This window comes from Massilia forsythiae, assembly GCF_012849555.1.
In the GTDB taxonomy this organism is placed as follows: Bacteria; Pseudomonadota; Gammaproteobacteria; order Burkholderiales; family Burkholderiaceae_D; genus Telluria; species Telluria forsythiae.
Genome location: NZ_CP051685.1, coordinates 3,097,494 through 3,115,712 on the forward strand (window position 1 = coordinate 3,097,494; position 18,219 = coordinate 3,115,712).

11 protein-coding genes are annotated in these 18,219 nt (G+C 67.4%); 6 read left to right on the forward strand and 5 right to left on the reverse strand.

Going from position 1 to position 18,219, the window contains the following annotated elements; all coding sequences use genetic code 11:
* Positions 1-7: 7 nt before the first annotated feature.
* Together HH212_RS13295 and HH212_RS13300 are read right to left on the reverse strand one after the other, a co-directional pair.
* Positions 8-1,279, reverse strand: a complete 1,272-nt coding sequence (locus HH212_RS13295) for a YeaH/YhbH family protein (RefSeq protein WP_170202905.1) — start codon at positions 1,277-1,279, stop codon at positions 8-10.
* A 186-nt stretch (positions 1,280-1,465) separates the two neighbouring features.
* On the reverse strand, positions 1,466-3,388 hold the full coding sequence (locus tag HH212_RS13300) for a PrkA family serine protein kinase (RefSeq protein ID WP_170202906.1): 1,923 nt from the start codon (positions 3,386-3,388) through the stop codon (positions 1,466-1,468).
* A gap of 652 nt (positions 3,389-4,040) precedes the next feature.
* On the opposite strand from HH212_RS13300, the gene HH212_RS13305 reads away from it, so the two are divergent.
* The 4 genes from HH212_RS13305 to HH212_RS13320 all read left to right on the forward strand — a co-directional run bounded on the left by HH212_RS13305 (position 4,041) and on the right by HH212_RS13320 (position 9,517).
* Entirely contained in the window at positions 4,041-5,048 is a 1,008-nt protein-coding gene (locus HH212_RS13305; RefSeq protein ID WP_170202907.1) for an adenosine deaminase, read from the forward strand.
* Between the two features lie 28 nt (positions 5,049-5,076).
* On the forward strand, positions 5,077-7,608 hold the full coding sequence (locus HH212_RS13310) for an ABC transporter permease (RefSeq protein WP_170202908.1): 2,532 nt from the start codon (positions 5,077-5,079) through the stop codon (positions 7,606-7,608).
* 70 nt (positions 7,609-7,678) lie between these two features.
* Positions 7,679-8,116: a group II truncated hemoglobin gene (locus HH212_RS13315; protein WP_170202909.1), complete on the forward strand. Its 438-nt coding sequence runs from the start codon at positions 7,679-7,681 to the stop codon at positions 8,114-8,116.
* 60 nt (positions 8,117-8,176) lie between these two features.
* The gene (locus HH212_RS13320; RefSeq protein ID WP_170202910.1) at positions 8,177-9,517 is read left to right on the forward strand and encodes a DNA recombination protein RmuC; all 1,341 of its coding nucleotides are present in this window, start codon (positions 8,177-8,179) and stop codon (positions 9,515-9,517) included.
* Between the two features lie 85 nt (positions 9,518-9,602).
* On the opposite strand, the gene moeA is transcribed toward HH212_RS13320, so the two are convergent.
* Positions 9,603-11,510: a molybdopterin molybdotransferase MoeA gene (gene moeA / locus HH212_RS13325; protein WP_170202911.1), complete on the reverse strand. Its 1,908-nt coding sequence runs from the start codon at positions 11,508-11,510 to the stop codon at positions 9,603-9,605.
* Positions 11,511-11,514: 4 nt separating this feature from the next.
* Entirely contained in the window at positions 11,515-12,624 is a 1,110-nt protein-coding gene (gene moaA / locus HH212_RS13330; protein WP_170202912.1) for a GTP 3',8-cyclase MoaA, read from the reverse strand.
* A gap of 141 nt (positions 12,625-12,765) precedes the next feature.
* On the opposite strand from moaA, the gene HH212_RS13335 reads away from it, so the two are divergent.
* Together HH212_RS13335 and HH212_RS13340 are read left to right on the forward strand one after the other, a co-directional pair.
* Positions 12,766-13,269 (forward strand): Rrf2 family transcriptional regulator, encoded by a 504-nt coding sequence (locus HH212_RS13335; protein WP_170202913.1) that lies wholly within the window; start codon positions 12,766-12,768, stop codon positions 13,267-13,269.
* On the forward strand, positions 13,262-14,155 hold the full coding sequence (locus tag HH212_RS13340; RefSeq protein WP_170202914.1) for an NAD(P)/FAD-dependent oxidoreductase: 894 nt from the start codon (positions 13,262-13,264) through the stop codon (positions 14,153-14,155). The genes HH212_RS13335 and HH212_RS13340 overlap by 8 nt, the downstream gene beginning before the upstream one ends.
* Positions 14,156-14,728: 573 nt before the next feature.
* Here HH212_RS13340 and HH212_RS13345 read toward each other — a convergent pair.
* Positions 14,729-18,163 (reverse strand): Rne/Rng family ribonuclease, encoded by a 3,435-nt coding sequence (locus HH212_RS13345; RefSeq protein ID WP_170202915.1) that lies wholly within the window; start codon positions 18,161-18,163, stop codon positions 14,729-14,731.
* Between the last annotated feature and the right edge of the window lie 56 nt (positions 18,164-18,219).

Here is an 18,219-nt window from a genome sequence, read left to right on the forward strand (position 1 = left end):
GCCTCGTCTACTTGGGCTGCTTCTTGAACAGTTCGCGGAACACCGGATAGATATCGGAGGGCGTCACGATCTTCTGCATGGCAAAGTTCGCATGCGTGGACGCCACCTCGGTATATTGCTCCCACAAGTTCTGCGGCGGGCCGTCGGTGATCTCGACATAGGTGTAGTACTGGACGCGCGGCATGATGGCGTTGTTCAGCAATTGCTTGCACAGCACCGAATCGTTGTCCCAGTTGTCGCCGTCCGACGCTTGCGCGACGTAGCTGTTCCAGTCGCCGCTGCTGTAGCGCTCGCCGATGATCTTGTTCAGCATGTGCAGCGCCGAGGACACCACCGTGCCGCCCGATTCGCGTGAATGGAAGAATTCGTTCTCGTCGACTTCGGCGGCGGCCGTGTGGTGGCGGATGAAGACCACCTCGATCTTTTCGTACACCCGCTTGAGGAACAGGTACAGCAGAATGAAAAAGCGCTTGGCGGTGTCCTTGCGGCTTTCGTCCATCGAACCGGACACGTCCATGATGCAGAACATCACGGCCGCGGTCGACGGCTTGGGCACCTTGATGCGGTTGCTGTAGCGCAGGTCGATCGGGTCGATGAAGGGAATCGCCAGCAGGCGCGTGTGGATGTGGTGGATTTGGTGCTTCAGGTCGAGTACGCGCGGGTCGTCGTCCTCTGCGCCTTCTTCGCGCAGGTCGCGCAATGCGTGCTCCAGCGTGGTGAGCTGCTTGCGCGAGGGACCGCCGACCGCGATGCGGCGGCCGAGCGCGCCGCGCAGCGAACGCAGCACGTGGATGTTGGACGGTGTGCCGGAAATGTTGTAGCCGGCGCGCTGGTTCTTGAATTCGACGACCTGGGTCAGCTGCGTCTTGATCATGTTCGGCAGCTCGAGATCCTCGAAGAAATAATTCATGAATTCTTCGCGGCTCAGTTCGAAGATGAAGTCGTCCTCGGTGGTCTGCTCGCTGTTGCCGGCCTTGCCGCGTCCGGCGCCGCCGCCGCCGCTGCGCGGGCGGTTGAACTGGTCGCCCTTCTGGTATTCGGTGTTGCCGGGATTGACGGTCTCCCAGACGCCGCCATGGGCATGCCCGAAGCGCGGCTCGTTCACGTCCTTGACGGGGATCGAGACCTTTTCGCCATTCTCGATGTCGGTGATCGAGCGACCCTTGATCGCGCGGCCGACCGCATCCTTGATCTGCGCCTTGTAGCGTCGCAAGAAGCGTTCGCGGTTGATCGCAGACTTGTTCTTGCCTTGCAAGCGTCGGTCGATGAGGTAAGTCAAAACAGACCTCCTGCTGAAATGCGCGGTGGGACGAGCCCCCGATCTTAACTTAACGCGCCGCGCCGTTACGTGGTTGGCATACCGGACTTCGATGAGGCTAGCCTACACCGTATCGCGCCGCCATGCTGGCGGCGGCCGCGCAACGCCACGGCCGTGCCATCGAACATGCCGTCCGCGGCACGCCGCTCACGAGGACTTGCGCACCCGCAGGTACCATTCGCACAGCAGGCGCACCTGCTTCGGCGTATACCCCTTTTCCACCATGCGCGCCACGAAGTCGGCGTGCTTGGTCGCATCCTCGGCGCTGGCCTTGGCGTTGAACGAGATCACCGGCAGCAATTCCTCGGTGTTCGAGAACATCTTCTTCTCGATCACGGTGCGGAACTTTTCGTAGCTGGTCCAGGCCGGATTCTTGCCGCCGTTGGTGGCGCGCGCGCGCAGGCCGAAGTTGACGATCTCGTTGCGGAAATCCTTCGGGTTCGAGATGCCGGCCGGCTTCTCGATCTTTTCCAGCTCGGCGTTCAGCGATTCGCGGTCGAAGCTCTCGCCGGTGTCCGGATCGCGGAATTCCTGGTCCTGGATCCAGAAGTCGGCGAAGGTCACGTAGCGGTCGAAGATGTTCTGGCCATACTCCGAATAGCTTTCCAGGTAGGCGGTCTGGATTTCCTTGCCGATGAAGTCGACGTAGCGCTGCGCCAGGTGCTCCTTGATGTACGAGAAGTAGCGCTGCTCGGTCTCGCCCGGGAACTGTTCGCGCTCGATCTGCTGTTCCAGCACGTACAGCAGGTGCACCGGATTGGCCGCCACCTCGGTATTGTCGAAGTTGAACACCTTGGACAGGATCTTGAAGGCGAAGCGCGTCGACAGGCCGTTCATGCCTTCGTCCACGCCGGCATAGTCGACGTATTCGTGCAGCGACTTGGCCTTGGGATCGGTGTCCTTCAGGTTCTCGCCGTCGTACACCAGCATCTTCGAATAGATGCTGGAGTTTTCCGGGTCCTTCAGGCGCGACAGGATCGCGAACTGCGCCATCATGCGCAGCGTGCCGGGCGCGCACGGCGCCTTGTCCAGCGACGAATTGCGCAACAGCTTGTCGTAGATCTTGATCTCGTCCGACACGCGCAGGCAGTACGGCACCTTGACGATGTAGATGCGGTCGAGGAAGGCCTCGTTGTTGCGGTTGTTGCGGAAGGTCTTCCACTCCGATTCGTTCGAGTGCGCCAGCACGATGCCTTCGAACGGGATCGCGCCGAAGCCCTCGGTGCCCTTGTAGTTGCCTTCCTGGGTCGCGGTCAGGAGCGGATGCAGCACCTTGATCGGGGCCTTGAACATCTCGACGAATTCCATCAGGCCCTGGTTGGCCAGGCACAGCCCGCCGGAATAGCTGTAGGCGTCCGGATCGTCCTGCGAATAATCCTCGAGCTTGCGGATGTCGACCTTGCCGACCAGCGAGGAAATGTCCTGGTTGTTTTCGTCGCCCGGCTCGGTCTTGGCGATTGCCACCTGCTTCAGGATCGACGGATAGCGCTTGACCACGCGGAATTTGTTGATGTCGCCGCCGAACTCGTGCAGGCGCTTCACCGCCCACGGGCTCGGTACGTTGCGCAGGTAGCGGCGCGGCACGCCGTAGTCTTCCTCGAGGATGGCGCCATCCTCGGTTTCGCTGAACAGGCCGAGCGGCGACTCGTTCACCGGGGAACCCTTGATCGCATAGAACGGCACCTGTTCCATCAGCGACTTGAGCTTTTCGGCGATCGAGGATTTGCCGCCGCCCACCGGGCCCAGCAGGTAAAGGATCTGCTTGCGTTCTTCCAGGCCTTGGGCCGCATGGCGGAAATAGGAAACCACCTGCTCGATCACTTCCTCCATGCCGTAGAACTCGCGGAATGCCGGATAAATCTTGATGACCTTGTTGGCGAAGATGCGCGACAGGCGCGGGTCGAGGCGGGTATCGACCAGGGTGGGTTCGCCGATGGCGGCCAGCATGCGCTCGGGAGCGCTGGCGTAGGTCAGGGGATCCTTCTTGCAGAGTTGCAGATACTCCGACAGAGAATATTCCTCTTCCCGGGTACGCTCGTAGCGGGCTGCGTAGTTGTCGAAAATGGTCATGTGAATGTCCTCAAATGGTCTGACACCGATCACTGTTCGGTGGCCACTGAAGAAAGGCCACCCAAGCCCCGTCCTGAACCTGCCGGGGGCGCCCATCCATGGTCCGGCGCCAGTTGCCTGGCGCGAAACGGCGGGCGGTGTTCCTGCTCTCATCCGGTTGTTACATGACCTGCGATCTGCCCGCGGCGCGGTGGCCGCGCCGGCACGTGCTCTTACTCAGGATGAGTTCGATTGCAACGTTTTCTCAAGGACTTTCACCGGATTGCCGGCGCCGGCTGCGGGCGCCGTATTTCGCTAATGAAATTTATTATGTGCCTAATAGTTCTCGAAGTCAAAACAGTGACGCGTGTTGTACACATTGCTGCCAAGTTCTTGAATCGAATAAGGAAATGACCATTTTGACGAAACGTCGAAGAGGCCGAAGCGCTGTCGTACAGCACGCCGATGCCGGTTTGAGCAGGGGCTTCTGGCCGCGCCGCACAGCATCTTTTTTATCGAAAGGTAAGGAGAGTGTGCACCATCTTGCCGGGCGGCGTCGCACGTGTACCGGGAGCGCTTTTTACAAAAATTCCAGAGTGAAATGAGCTGCCGGCGCGCATGCGCTACACTCTGCGCTTGACGCCCCAAACCCCGACCCATCGTGGAGATCACCATGCTGAATGAACAGCTGCGCCGCCGGTTGCAGGCGATGCCGAAGGCAGAATTGCACATCCATATCGAGGGCTCGCTCGAGCCCGAACTGATTTTTGAGCTGGCACAAAGAAACGGAATTTCGCTTGCCTACCCCTCGGTCGAAGCGTTGCGCCAAGCGTACGACTTCACCGACCTGCAATCGTTCCTGGATATTTATTACGCCGGCGCCAGCGTCTTGCTGACCGAGCAGGACTTCTACGACATGACCGCGGCCTACCTGCGCCGCGCCGCCGCCGACAACGTGCGCCATGCCGAGATCTTCTTCGACCCGCAGACCCATACCGCGCGCGGCGTGCCGTTCGGGACGGCCATCAACGGCATCTGGCGTGCTTGCCAGGAAGGGCCGATCAGCGCCAGCCTGATCATGTGCTTCCTGCGCCACCTGCCGGAAGAGGACGCGCTCGCCACGCTGGAACAAGCGCTGCCGCATCGCGACAAGCTCATCGGCGTCGGCCTCGACTCGTCCGAGGTCGGCCACCCGCCGGAAAAATTCGCGCGCGTGTTCGAGCGCGCCCGCGAACTCGGCCTGCACCTGGTGGCGCACGCGGGCGAGGAGGGGCCGCCGGCCTACATCGACAGCGCCCTCGACGTGCTGCACGTGGAGCGCATCGACCACGGCGTGCGCTGCCTGGACGACCCGCAGCTGGTGCAGCGCCTGGCGCGCGAGCGGATGGCGCTGACGGTGTGCCCGCTGTCGAACATCAAGCTGCGCGTGTTCGACGTGATGGGCAGCCACAACCTGCGCCGCCTGCTCGACGCCGGCCTGGCGGCGACCGTGAATTCCGACGATCCGGCCTATTTCGGCGGCTACGTCAACGCCAATTACCTGGCCGCCTTCGAGGCGCTGCCGCTGGACGAACGCCACGCGCGCCAGCTGGCCGTCAACAGCTTCGAGGCCGCCTTCCTGGACGCGGACAGCAAGCGCGCCTTCCTCGACGAGGTCGAGGCGTTTTTCGCGCCCGTCTGAATCCCTATCCTTGACAAGGACCATGTCCATGCTGATGCAATCCCTGCGCATGACCGCGCGCGACTGGCGCGCCGGCGAACTGCGCTTCCTGCTGGTGGCGCTGGTGGTGGCGGTGTCGGCCCTGACGGCGGTCGGCTTCTTCGTCGACCGCATGAGGAATGGCCTGAACCGCGACGCCAACCAGCTGCTCGGCGCCGACCTGCTGGTCAATGCCGACCAGCCGGTGGCGCCGGCCTGGCGCCAGGAAGCGCAGCGGCGTGGCCTGGTGCTGGCCGACACCGTTACCTTCCCCAGCATGGCGCAGGCCGGGCAGGGCGACGATTCGCAGGCGCTGCTGGCATCGGTCAAGGCGGTGTCGCCGGGCTATCCGCTGCGCGGACGCCTGCGCACCACCACCAGCGCGCAGGATGCCAGCGAGGCGCTGGGCGACGCCGCCGACGGCATCCCGGCGCCGGGCACGGTATGGGTCGACGTCAATTTGCTGCCGCCGCTGCGCATCGGGGTCGGCAGCAGCATCCAGCTGGGCGACAAGACCTTCAAGGTCGCGCGCCTGATCGCCTCGGAGCCGGACCGCGGCGCCTCGTTCTCGAATTTCGCGCCGCGCGTAATGCTGGCCATGGCCGACCTGAAGGCCACCGGCCTGGTCGACAACTATGCGCGCGTGACCTACCGCATGCAGGTGGCGGGGCGCACGCCCAACGACCTGGGCGCCATCGCCGGCTACGAAGCCTGGCTGCGCGCGCGCATCGCCGCCGACAACGTCAAGGGCGTGCGCATCGAGACGCTGGAAAACGGCCGTCCCGAGATGCGCTCCACGCTGGACCGCGCCGAGCGCTTCCTGGCGCTGGTCAGCCTGCTGTCGGCGATGCTGGCGGCGGTGGCCGTCGCCATGGCGGCGCGCCGCTTCATGGGGCGCCACCTGGACGCCTGCGCCATGCTGCGCTGCCTGGGCATGACCCAGAACCAGGTCGGCGCGATGTTCCTGATCGAGTTCGCGCTGGTCGGCCTGGCCGGCAGCGTGCTGGGCGTGCTGGTCGGCTTCGGCGCCCACTTCGTGCTGCTGGAGCTGATCGGGCGCCTGATGCCGGTCGATTTGCCGCCGGTGTCGCCGCTGCCGGCGCTGCAGGGCATCGCCACCGGCATGCTGCTGCTGGTCGGCTTCGCCCTGCCGCCGGTGCTCCAGCTGCGCAACGTGCCGCACAACCGCGTGCTGCGGCGCGAGCAGGCCGCGCCGCAGCCGCTGGCGCTGGCCACCTACGGCCTGGGCACCGCGGTGTTCGTCGCGCTGCTGCTGTGGCAGGCCGGCGACGCGCGCCTGGCGCTGATGACCGCCGGCGGCTTCCTGGGCGGCTTCGCACTGTTCGCGCTGGTCGGCTGGCTGGCGCTGCTGGCCTTGCGCCGCCTGCGCAACCTGTTCCCGCACCAGGGCTGGCGCTTCGCCGTCACCTCGCTGCAGCGCCGCCCCGGCGCCACCGTGGTGCAGATCGTCTCGCTCTCGCTCGGCCTGATGGCGCTCTTGGTGCTGACCGTGGTGCGCGGCGACCTGATGCAGGCCTGGCGCGTGGCCACCCCGGCCGACGCGCCGAACCGCTTCATCATCAACATCCAGCCCGACCAGCGCGATCGCGTGGCGCAGCAGATCCGCGCCGCCGGCGTGCGCGAGCTGCCGTTGTACCCGATGATCCGCGGGCGCCTGGTGGCGGTGAACGGCAACGCGGTCACCGCCTCGACCTACACCGGCGAACGCGCGCGCGCCTTGTCCGACCGCGAATTCAACCTGTCCAGCGTGCCCGACCTGCCGGCCGCGAACGAGATCGTCGCGGGACGCTGGTACCGCGACGCGCCCGGCGTGGCCGAGGCTTCGGTGGAGCAGGGCATCGCCGAAACCCTGCGCCTCAAACTGGGCGATACCCTGCGCTTCGACATGGGCGGGCTGCTGGTGGAAGCGAAAGTCACCAGCCTGCGCAAGCTGGAATGGGGTTCGATGCGCGCCAACTTCTTCGTCATCATCAATCCGGCAGCGATGCGCGACGCGCCGCAGACGGTGATGACGGCCTTCCACCTGCCGGCCGGCGGCGTCGGCCTGGCCAACACGCTCACGCGCCAGTTCCCGAACCTGACCGTGATCGACGTCAGCGGCATCATCCGCCAGCTGCAGGACGTGCTCGACCAGGTGGTGGTCGCGGTCGAGTTCCTGTTCCTGTTCACGCTGGCCTCGGGCGTGCTGGTGCTGTACGCGGCGCTGATGGGGTCGCAGGCCGAGCGCACCCGCGAAGCCGGCCTGCTGCGCGCGCTGGGCGCCACCCGCGGCCAGCTGGCGCAGGCGCAGCGCATCGAGTTCCTGCTGGTGGGTGGCCTGTCCGGCCTGCTGGCGGCGAGCGGCGCGGCAGCGCTGGGCTGGGCGCTGGCCGAGTACCAGTTCAAATTCCCGTGGCATTTCGAGCCGCAGGTATGGCTGGCGGGGCTGGTGATCGGCGCCGTGTGCGCATTGGCGGGCGGCTGGCTGGGCCTGCGCAACGTACTGCGCCAGCCGCCGTTGCAGACGCTGCGCGAAGCCTGACGCGGATGGCGATCGCCGCGTGGACGGGAAACCCGTCCACGCGACACGGCATCTGCGCTATGATTGCCGGATGTCGAATACCCAGAATACCCAGGACGTCCAGGACGCGCCCGAGGAAACCCGCACCCTGTACGAAATCATCGGCGGCGAAACGCGCCTGCGCGAGCTGGTCGACCGCTTCTACGACATCATGCAGCTGGAATCCGATTTCGCCGGCATCCACGCCATGCACCCGGTCCCCAACGACGGCTCGCGTGACAAGCTGTTCATGTTCCTGTCCGGCTGGATGGGCGGCCCGAACCTCTTCATCGAGAAGTACGGCCACCCGATGCTGCGTGCGCGCCACCTGCCGTTCGCCATCACCAGCAAGGAGCGCGACCAGTGGCTGCGTGCGATGGCGCTGGCACTCGAGGATCTCGGCTACGACGACGAACTGCGCCTGCGCCTGATGCAGGCCTTCTTCCAGACCGCCGACTGGATGCGCAACAAGCCCGACGCCCGGCCCTGACCGCCCCGACCACGCCGCCCCCAAGGCCCACCTGCCCGCCGCGCGGGCCACATTGACACCATGTCCCTCCTCGAATTCATCCTGATCGCGCTGGCGCTGCTGGCGGTCCTCGCCCTGCAGTGCCTGATGTTCCTGCGCATGCGCGGCAGCGGCGGCGACGGCGAGCAGCAGGCGCGCGCGCTGGAACGACTGGAACGCGAGCTGCGTACCGAACTGCAGGCCAGCGCCCAGGCCACGCGCCAGGAGATGGCGGCGCACCTGGCGCAACAGCACGCCGCCGTCGCCCAGCAGCTGGAAGGCATGCGCCAGCAGATCCAGCTGCACGCCGCCGGCGGACGCGAGGAACAGGCGCGCACGCTGAAGCGCTTTGCCGACACCCTGAACGGCGCGCTGGCCAACCTCACCGAATCGAACGCCCAGCGCATGCTGGAAGTGCGCGCCACGCTGGAAACCAAGATCCGCGACCTGCAGAACGACAATGCGCGCCGGCTGGAAGAGATGCGCCAGACGGTCGACGAAAAGCTGCACGCCACGCTGGAGACGCGCCTGACCGAATCGTTCCGCCACGTGTCGGACCGGCTGGAAAAGGTGCACCAGGGCCTGGGCGAGATGCAGCAGCTGGCGCTTGGCGTGGGCGACCTGAAACGCGTGCTCACCAACGTCAAGACGCGCGGCACCTGGGGAGAAGTGCAGCTGGAAATGCTGCTGGAACAGGTGCTGACGGTCGACCAGTACGGCAAGAACATCGAGACCGTGCGCGGCTCCAACGCGCGCGTCGAATTCGCGATCAAGCTGCCGGGCGTGGTCGACGGCGGCCCGCCGCTGTGGCTGCCGATCGACGCCAAGTTTCCCAAGGAGCAGTACGAGCGCCTGGTGGAAGCCAGCGACCGCGCCGATGCGGATGGCGTGGCGCGCGCCGGCGCCGAACTGGAACGCGCGGTGCGCGGCGAGGCCAGGACCATCTGCGAAAAATACGTGGCGCCGCCGCAGACCACCGACTTCGCGATCCTGTTCCTGCCGACCGAGGGCCTGTACGCCGAAGTGATGCGCCGCCCCGGCCTGGCCGATGAGCTGCAGCGCACCCAGCGCGTGACCATCGCCGGCCCGTCCACGCTGGCGGCGCTGCTGAACAGCCTGCAGATGGGCTTTCGCACGCTGGCGCTGGAAAAGCGCTCGTCCGAAGTGTGGCAGGTGCTGGGTGCGGTGAAGACCGAGTTCGCCAAGTTCGGCGACGTGCTGGCCGCCACCAAGCTGACCCTGGAACGCGCCGCCAAGAACATCGAGAATGCCGAGGTGCGCAGCCGCCAGATGGCGCGCAAATTGAAATCGGTGGAAGCGCTGCCCAGCGAAGCGGCGCAGCTCATGTTGGGCAAGGGGGATCTGGATGATGGGGATCGGTAACGCCGGTTGAACGCGTGGACGGGGCCGCCGTCCACGCGTCAATCGCCATCGTCGGAAACGCCCCACGCCAACCGGCACCGCCGTATCAGACCAACCCCTCGAACACCACCACATCCACCATCTCGCCCGCCTGCACGTTGCCCTGCTCGTCATGCAGCACCACCATGCAGTTCGCTTCCGACATCGAGCGCAGGATGCCGGAGCCCTGCGCCCCGGTGATGCGCACCTCGGCCTGGCCGTCGGCGCCGCGCGCCAGCACGGCGCGCTGGAACTCGGTGCGGCCGGGCTTCTTGCGGATCGTGTCGAGCGAACGCGCACGCAGCAGCGGCAACGGGGCGTCGGCGCCCATCATGCGCAGCAGCGCCGCGCGCGCGAAGAAGTAGAACGAGACCATCACCGCCACCGGATTGCCCGGCAGCCCGAACAGAAAGGCGCTGCGGCCGTTGGAGGCGATGCGGCCGAACGCCAGCGGCCGTCCCGGACGCATGGCGAGCTTCCAGAACGCCACGTCGCCCAGGCGCGCCATGATGTCGCGTGTGTAGTCGGCGGCCCCGACCGAGACGCCGCCCGAGGTGATGATGGCGTCGGCGTTCTCGCAGGCGTCGCGCAGCGCGGATTCCAGCGCCTGCGGATCGTCGCGTACCACGCCCATGTCGATGACGTCGCAGCCGAGGCGCTGCAGCATGCCGTAGATGGTGTAGCGGTTGCTGTCGTAGACGCAGCCTTCTTCCAGCGCCTGGCCGATCGAGCGCAGTTCGTCGCCGGTGGAAAAGAAGGCGACCCGCAGGCGCCGCTGCACCGGCACTTCGGCCACGCCGAGCGACGCCATCAGGCCGAGGTCGGACGGACGCACCACGCGGCCTTTCGCCAGCGCCACGCCGCCCACGGCCAGGTCCTCGCCGGCCAGGCGGCGGTTGTCGCCGGCGCGGATCGCGCCGGGCGCGAGCAGCACGTTTTTGCCGTGCGCAGCCTCTTCGACGCTGACGCATTCCTGCGGCACCACGCTGTCGCAGCCGGCCGGCATCACGGCGCCGGTCATGATGCGCACGCATTGGCCCGGCTGCACGGCGCCTTCGAACGGACGCCCGGCGTAGGCGATGCCGGCCACGGCCAGGCGCAGCGGCGCAGCGGGCAGCAGGTCGGCGCCGCGCAGCGCGTAGCCGTCCATCGCCGAGTTGTCGTGGGCCGGCACGTTGATCGGCGAGACGATGTCGCGGGCCAGCACGCGTCCGAGCGCGGCGCGCAGCGCCACCTGCTCGACGGCGCGCACCGGCGCGACGAATTCGCCGATGATGCGCTGGGCGTCGCGCACCGGCAGCGCCTCCGGATCGTAGCCGTCGACGCAGCGCGCCACCTCGTCCAGGCGCGGCTTGCCGGACGCGCCATGGTCGAGCGCGCGCAATTCGTCCAGCGTATTGATGTTGCGGAAGGCGCCGCCGTCCTCGAACAGCACCTCGGCCACCCTGGCCCGTGCATGCCAGCCGTCCATGCGCCGTCCGCCCTCTGCCAGGTAGGCGTCAACCAGCGGCGCCAGGCCGCGCTTCGCCAGGCAAAACACCGGATGGACGCGGCGCCGTCCGTCTTCCTCGGTCACCGCCACCGCCGCGTCGGCGCCGGCTTCCACCAGGCCGCGCTGCAGGCGCGCGGCCAGGTCTGCCGGCAGGAAGGGCGAGTCGCACGGTGCGCTCAGCAGGTAGTCGGTCTCGCAGCGGCGCAGGCCGGTCGCCAGGCCGGCCAGCGGGCCGGGAAAGCCGGGCGTGTCGTCCGGCCACACCGGCACGCCGAAGCCGGCGTAGGCATCCAGGTTGCGGTTGGCGCTGATGGCGATCGCTGCCACCTGCGGCGCCAGGCGCGCCGCTACCTGCGCCGCCATGGTGGCGCCGCCGAACGGCTGCAGGCCCTTGTCCACGTTGCCCATGCGGGTGCCGCGCCCGCCGGCCAGGACCAGGCCGCTGATGGCATCCCTGCCGGTGATCGAGTTCGTACCGCTCATCGCATCAACCGCCGATATACGACATTTCGATGCGCCGCGTGCCCCGCGCCAGGCCTGCCGTGTTGATGGTGCGGGTTTCCGAATAGCGGTCGGCGCGCTTGCGCCACATGTGGGCGATGGCGCTGGACATCTCGGCATCGCTGCGGCCTTCGCGCAGCAGCGCGCGCAGGTCGTGACCGCGGGTGGCGAACAGGCAGGTGAACAGCTTGCCCTCGGTCGACAGGCGGATGCGCGAGCAATCCTGGCAAAAGGCCTGGGTGACGCTGGAGATCATGCCGACCTCGCCGCCGCCGTCGGCGTACCGCCAGCGCGCCGCGGTCTCGCCGGTGTAATTGGGGTCCACCGGTTCGAGCGGCATCTCGGCCGAGATGCGCCGCACCACTTCGCCCGATGGCACTACCTCGTCCATGTTCCAGCCGTTCGAGGCGCCCACGTCCATGTACTCGATGAAACGCAGGATATATGGCGTATTCTTGAAGTGACGCGCCATCGGCAGGATCTGGTCGTCGTTCATGCCGCGCTTGACCACCATGTTGACCTTGATCGGACCCAGGCCGGCGTCGTGCGCGGCGGCGATCCCGCCCAGCACGTCCTCGACCGAGAAGTCGACGTCGTTCATGCGCCGGAACGTGGTGTCGTCGATGGCGTCGAGCGACACCGTCACGCGGTCCAGGCCGGCGTCCTTCAAAGCGCGCGCCTTGCGCGCCAGCAGCGAACCGTTGGTGGTGAGCGTGAGGTCGAGCGGACGGCCGGAGGGCGTGCGCAGCGCGCGCAGGCCGGCGACCAGGCCCTCGATGTTCTTGCGCAGCAGCGGCTCGCCGCCGGTAAGGCGGATCTTCTCGACGCCGTGGGCGATGAACAGCGCCGCCACCCGCGTGATTTCCTCGAAGCTCAGCAGCGCGGAATGGGGCAGGTAGGCGTAGTCCTTGTCGAACACTTCCTTCGGCATGCAATACACGCAGCGGAAATTGCAACGATCGGTCACCGAGATGCGCAGGTCGTGCAGCGGGCGCGCCAGGGCGTCGGACAGCAGTCCGGTCGGCGCTTCCAGCGTGCCGGGCACGGGCAGCGAAGGCGACCTGGCGTCGCCCAGCAAAATGATTTTTTCAGCCATGTCGCTAGGATAGCACCAGGCCGCATATGGCGCAGGCGGCGCCCCGTTGGGCGATGCTGCGCGGCAACGTCCTGGTTGCCTGCCTAGAACATTATTGCAATGAACTTGCATTTAATATTTTCATGTAATACGATAAGTTACATGAAACGAGATAGCCGACTTTCGGGCGTCCTGCACGTCCTGCTGCACATGGCGGAGAGCACCGCACCGATGACGTCCGAGGCGCTGGCCGCGATGATGCAGACCAATCCGGTCGTCGTCCGGCGCATCCTGGCCGGCCTGCGCGAACGGGACCTGGTGCGCTCCGAAAAGGGACATGGCGGCGGCTGGCGCCTATCCTGCGACCTGGAACGGGTGACCCTGCGCGACATCCATACGGCGCTGGGTTCGCCCGCCGTCCTGGCCATCGGCAACCGCACCGAGGCGCCCGGCTGCCTGGTCGAGGAAGCGGTGAACGCCGCCATGGACCAGGCTTGCCGCGAGGCCGAGGCGGTGCTGCTGGCCCGGCTCGGCGACGTCACGCTGGCTGCGCTGAGCCGCGATTTCCACCGGCGCCTGCTGGCGCGGCCGGCATGCACCGATCCGCACGCAACCCATGCGCCGGTCACCACCCACGATGTCATTCAAGGAGAACACGATGTATGACGTGATTGTCGCCGGCGGCAGCTATGCCGGCATGGCCGCGGCACTGCAACTGGTGCGCGCGCGGCGCAAGGTGCTGGTGATCGACGGCGGCCAGCGCCGCAACCGCTTCGCTGCCGTCTCGCATGGCGTGCTGGGCCACGATGGGCGGGCGCCGGACGCCATCCACGCCGACGCCCGGGCGCAGCTGCTCGCTTACCCGGATGTGACCTGGCGCGAGGGCCTGGCCGTCGACGCCGCCGCGGAGGAAGGCGGTTTCACGGTGCGCACCGGCGATGGCGGCGCGCTGCGGGCGCGCCGCCTGATCCTGGCCACCGGCGTCAGCGACAGCCTGCCCGACGTGCCCGGACTACGCGAGCGCTGGGGCGATTCGGTGGTACCGTGCCCGTACTGCCACGGCTACGAATTCGACCGGGGCGCGCTGGGCGTGCTCGGCGCCGGCGAAGTGTCGATGCACCAGGCGCTCCTGCTTCCGGAGTGGGGCGAGACCACGCTGTTCACCAACGGCAGTTTCGAGCCGGACGCGGACCAGCTGCGCCAGCTGGAACAGCGCGGCGTGGCGATCGAGCGCGAAGCGGTGGCCGAGGTCGTCGGCCCCGGGGCCGGCGTGCGCCTGCGCGACGGGCGCACCGTCGAGCTGGATGGATTGTTCGTGGCCTCGCGCATCCGCGTGCAGGGCGGCCTGGCCGAAGCGCTGGGCTGCGCCTTCGCGCCGGGGCCGCTGGGCGACGTGATCCGCACCGACGACATCAAGCAGACCTCGGTGCCCGGCGTGTTCGCCTGTGGCGACGCGGCGCGTGCGATGGCGAGCGTGTCGCTGGCGATCGGCGACGGCGCACTGGCGGGCATCGGCACGCACCGCTCGCTGGTGTTCGAGGGACTCCACTGACGTGGGCATGCCGTTGCCGGCATTGCCGGAAACGACTCCCCATGCAAGCACTGCTGTCCAAGATAATCGTTATCTCTGCCTTAAACGGGTTTTGTTGCTAGCAGTAATGTAAAAATCATTCTTAGCCAATAATTCGTCGTTCCCGGCACTGCCGAGAACGACTCCCCGCGAAGGCGGGGATAATGCCACTGGCATTATCCCCTCCATACTGAGCAAGAGAGTTTGGTACCCAGAAGCAACCAGAATGCTTCAAAAATACCAACTTTTGGCACTCAGCATGGGTCCCCGCCTTCGCGGGGAGTCGTTTCAGGCAATGCCTGGAACGACGGTCTTTAGGCCAGCAATACTATCTTGGACAGCACTGCGCCTGCGCGGGGACGACGGTTTTTAGGTCAGCAATATTATCTCGGACAACACTGCGTGCAGGCAGGGACCCATACCGGGTTTCCGAAGTCGGTATTTTCAATTAGTCGAGACAACGAAAAAGGGAAGCTGAACCAGCTTCCCTTTTTCGTTGTCACGGCGCCTGCCAGTGCCGGACGCATCCGCGCGGGACGCGTCCGGCGCCACCGGTCACTGGCGGGTATCCACCTGGACCAGCGGCTCGTCGACCGGCGGCGGGGCCGGCTTGCGGGTGCGGCCGGTGCGTACCGGCACCGGCACGCTGGCGGCGGCTTCCTGGGCCGCGCGCAGCTTTTCCGGATCGGTCGACGCCAGGGTCAGGCCGGCCTTGGACAGCATGTCGTCCAGGTCTGCGGGCGCGGCGGCTGCCGGGGCGGCCACTGGCACGGCCGGCATGTCGGCCGGCACCGCTGCAGCCGGGGCTGCTGCCATTGCCTGCGCAACCGGCGCGACCGGTGCAACCGGCGTCGCGGTCAAGGCAGCGTCGGCCACCTGTTCCGGCGCCGGAATCGGCGCGGCGGCGGCCGGCGCCGGATCGACGGCATACTCCTGGCCCGGTACGGCAGCCGGTTCCTGGCTGACGGCGGCAGCCTGTGCAGGCACCGCCGCGGCAGCCGGAGCGGCTGCGGCGACCGGCGCCGGCTCGGCGGCCTGGGCGGCGGCGGCGGCGCGCGCCGTCGCCTCGGCCACCGACTGCGAGGTCGGGAACGGCCATGCGCCCTTGGCGGCCGGTACCGCGGCCGGTGCTGCGGCGGCCGGCGCCACGTCGGCTGCCGGCGCCTGCACTGCGCCCTCAGGCTGCGCGGCATGCTGCGCCGTCTCGGCCTGCAGGGAAGGCTGGGAAGCAGGCTGCAAAGCGGCCTGCGCCGCAGCCTGGGCAGCGGCAGCCTTCTCGGCCGCGGCCTGTTCCGCTGCAGCCTGCTCGGCATGCGCCTTCACGGCGGCGGCCTTGACCGACGCGGCGGTCGGGAATGGCCACGGACCGGTCGCCGGCACCTTGGCCGGCTTCTCGGCGCGCGCCCTGGCGGCGGCGCGGGCTTCGGCCTGCACCTTGGCGGCTTCCTCGTCGGCTACCGGGGTAAAGGCCGGCACCGCGCCGTCCAGGTCGCCCGATTCGCCGTCCATGCCGTCGACCTGGTCGCGGTCGCGGCGGTTGCGGTTGCGGCCACCACGGCGGCGGCGGCGGCGCGGTTCGCCGTTGGCGTCCAGTTCCATGTCGTCGTTCGGGCCGATCGAGGTCACCGACTTGACGATTTCTTCCCGGACGATTTCCTGTTCGCCGTTGGGACCGGTCGACGCCACGGTGACGGTGGTCGCGGTGGTGGCCTGGACGAAGTTCACCTCGTCCGGCCGGGCTTCCATCGCCGGGCTGCGTTCCACGCGTTCGACGCGCTCGGTACGCTCGCGCGGCTGGCGCGGTGCGCGTTCCGGGCGCTCGCCACGTTCCGGACGCTCGGCGCGTTCGGGGCGTTCAGCGCGCTCGGCACGCGCCGCCGGGATCTGGCCCTGTACCTGGCCCGGCACCTGGCTTTGGCCCACTGCCTCGGCCTGCTCACGCGGCTCGCGCTGTTCACGCGGCGGGCGCGGTTCGCGTTGCTCGCGCGGCGGACGCGGCGGACGGGCCGGCTTGCCTTCGGCGTCGAAGGTCCTGGCGCCTTCCTCGCCCGGCGCGGCCTTGGCGGTCGGGTCGCGCTCGTCGCGTTCGCGTCCCTTGTTCGGACCGGCGCCGTTCGGATTGCGGCCGTTGCGCGCGCGCGGACCGCGGCTGTTGCGTTCCGCGGCGGCTGCCGCCGCCGGCGCCGGCTCGGCTGGCTTGACCGGCGCCGCGGCCGGGGCAGGCGGCGGAGCGATCGGTGCCGGACGGCCGAAGAAGAAGTTGCGCAGCTTGGCGAAGAAGCCTTCCTCGACCGGGGCCGGCGGCGGTGGCGGCGGCGCTGCCGGCGCCTGGGCGGCCGGGGCCACCGGTTCCGGCTTGGGCTGGCGCTCGACCATCGGCGCCGGCTGGGCCGGGGTAATGGTTTTCACGACGGCTTCCTGGCGCGGCTTGGCTTCTTCCTTCTGGCGCTTGGCGTAGGCCATGTCGGTCTCGGCCGACTCCGCCAGCGTGTAGCTGGCGCCGGCGTCTTCCAGGCGCGGGTCGTCGTGCTTGATGCGCTCGAGCTTGTAATGCGGGGTTTCCAGGTGCTTGTTCGGGATCAGGATGACGGTGATCCGGTGGCGGTTCTCGATCTTGAGGATCTCGCCGCGCTTTTCGTTCAGCAGGAAGGCAGCCACGTCGACCGGCACCTGCACGTGGATGGTCGCCGAGTTCTCCTTCATCGCCTCTTCCTGGATGATGCGCAGCACCTGCAGGGCGGACGATTCGGTATCGCGGATGTGGCCGGTGCCCGAGCAGCGCGGGCAGGTCACGTGCGAGCCTTCCGACAGCGACGGACGCAGGCGCTGGCGCGACAGTTCCATCAGGCCGAAGCGCGAGATCTTGCCCATCTGGACGCGGGCGCGGTCGTGGTGCAGCGCATCCTTCAGGCGCTGTTCGACTTCGCGCTGGTTCTTGGCCACTTCCATGTCGATGAAGTCGATCACGATCAGGCCGCCCAGGTCGCGCAGGCGCAACTGGCGCGCCACTTCGTCGGCGGCTTCCAGGTTGGTGTTGAAGGCGGTGGTCTCGATGTCCGAGCCGCGCGTGGCGCGCGCCGAGTTGACGTCGATGGAGACCAGCGCTTCGGTGTGGTCGATGACGATGGCGCCGCCGGACGGCAGCGGCACGGTGCGCGCGTAGGCGGTCTCGATCTGGTGTTCGATCTGGAAGCGCGAGAACAGCGGCACGTCGTCGCTGTAGCGCTTTACGCGGTGCACCATGTCGGGCATCACGTGGCTCATGAACTGGTGCGCCTGCTCGTAGATCTCGTCGGTGTCGATCAGGATCTCGCCGATGTCCGGCTGGTAGTAGTCGCGGATGGCGCGGATGACCAGCGAGGATTCCTGGTAGATCAGGAACGCGCCCGGGGCCGACTTGCCGGCGCCTTCGATCGCGCGCCACAGCTGCATCAGGTAGTTCAGGTCCCACTGCAGCTCTTCGACGTTGCGGCCGATGCCGGCGGTGCGGGCGATCACCGACATGCCCTGCGGCAGGTCGAGCTTGTCCATGGTCTCGCGCAGTTCCTGGCGCTCTTCGCCTTCGACCCGGCGCGAGACGCCGCCGCCGCGCGGATTGTTCGGCATCAGCACCAGGTAGCGGCCGGCCAGCGAGATGAACGAGGTCAGGGCCGCGCCCTTGTTGCCGCGCTCTTCCTTCTCGACCTGCACCATGATTTCCTGGCCTTCGCGCAGCGCTTCCTTGATGGAGCAGTTGCGCACGTCGACGCCTTCGCGGAAATACGAGCGGGCGACTTCCTTGAAGGGCAAAAAGCCGTGGCGGTCTTCGCCGTAGCTGACGAAGCAGGCTTCGAGGGAGGGTTCGATGCGGGTGATGACGCCCTTGTAGATATTCGACTTGCGCTGTTCGCGACCGGCGGTCTCGATATCGATGTCGATCAGTTTCTGGCCATCGACGATCGCTACGCGCAGTTCCTCTTGCTGCGTAGCGTTAAACAACATGCGTTTCATTTTTATAGACTCCGCGACCCTGGGGCCGTTACAAGTACAGGGAGGTACGCGGGGAG

Excerpts from the sequence above, each read along its gene's own strand:
- moeA (WP_170202911.1), bottom strand. The coding sequence starts at position 11,510 with ATGAGCGGTACGAACTCGATCACCGGCAGGGATGCCATCAGCGGCCTG.
- moaA (WP_170202912.1), bottom strand. The coding sequence starts at position 12,624 with ATGGCTGAAAAAATCATTTTGCTGGGCGACGCCAGGTCGCCTTCGCTG.
- HH212_RS13315 (WP_170202909.1), top strand. The coding sequence starts at position 7,679 with ATGTCGAATACCCAGAATACCCAGGACGTCCAGGACGCGCCCGAGGAA.
- HH212_RS13300 (WP_170202906.1), bottom strand. The coding sequence starts at position 3,388 with ATGACCATTTTCGACAACTACGCAGCCCGCTACGAGCGTACCCGGGAA.
- HH212_RS13335 (WP_170202913.1), top strand. The coding sequence starts at position 12,766 with ATGAAACGAGATAGCCGACTTTCGGGCGTCCTGCACGTCCTGCTGCAC.
- HH212_RS13305 (WP_170202907.1), top strand. The coding sequence starts at position 4,041 with ATGCTGAATGAACAGCTGCGCCGCCGGTTGCAGGCGATGCCGAAGGCA.
- HH212_RS13345 (WP_170202915.1), bottom strand. The coding sequence starts at position 18,163 with ATGAAACGCATGTTGTTTAACGCTACGCAGCAAGAGGAACTGCGCGTA.
- HH212_RS13340 (WP_170202914.1), top strand. The coding sequence starts at position 13,262 with ATGTATGACGTGATTGTCGCCGGCGGCAGCTATGCCGGCATGGCCGCG.
- HH212_RS13310 (WP_170202908.1), top strand. The coding sequence starts at position 5,077 with ATGCTGATGCAATCCCTGCGCATGACCGCGCGCGACTGGCGCGCCGGC.
- HH212_RS13320 (WP_170202910.1), top strand. The coding sequence starts at position 8,177 with ATGTCCCTCCTCGAATTCATCCTGATCGCGCTGGCGCTGCTGGCGGTC.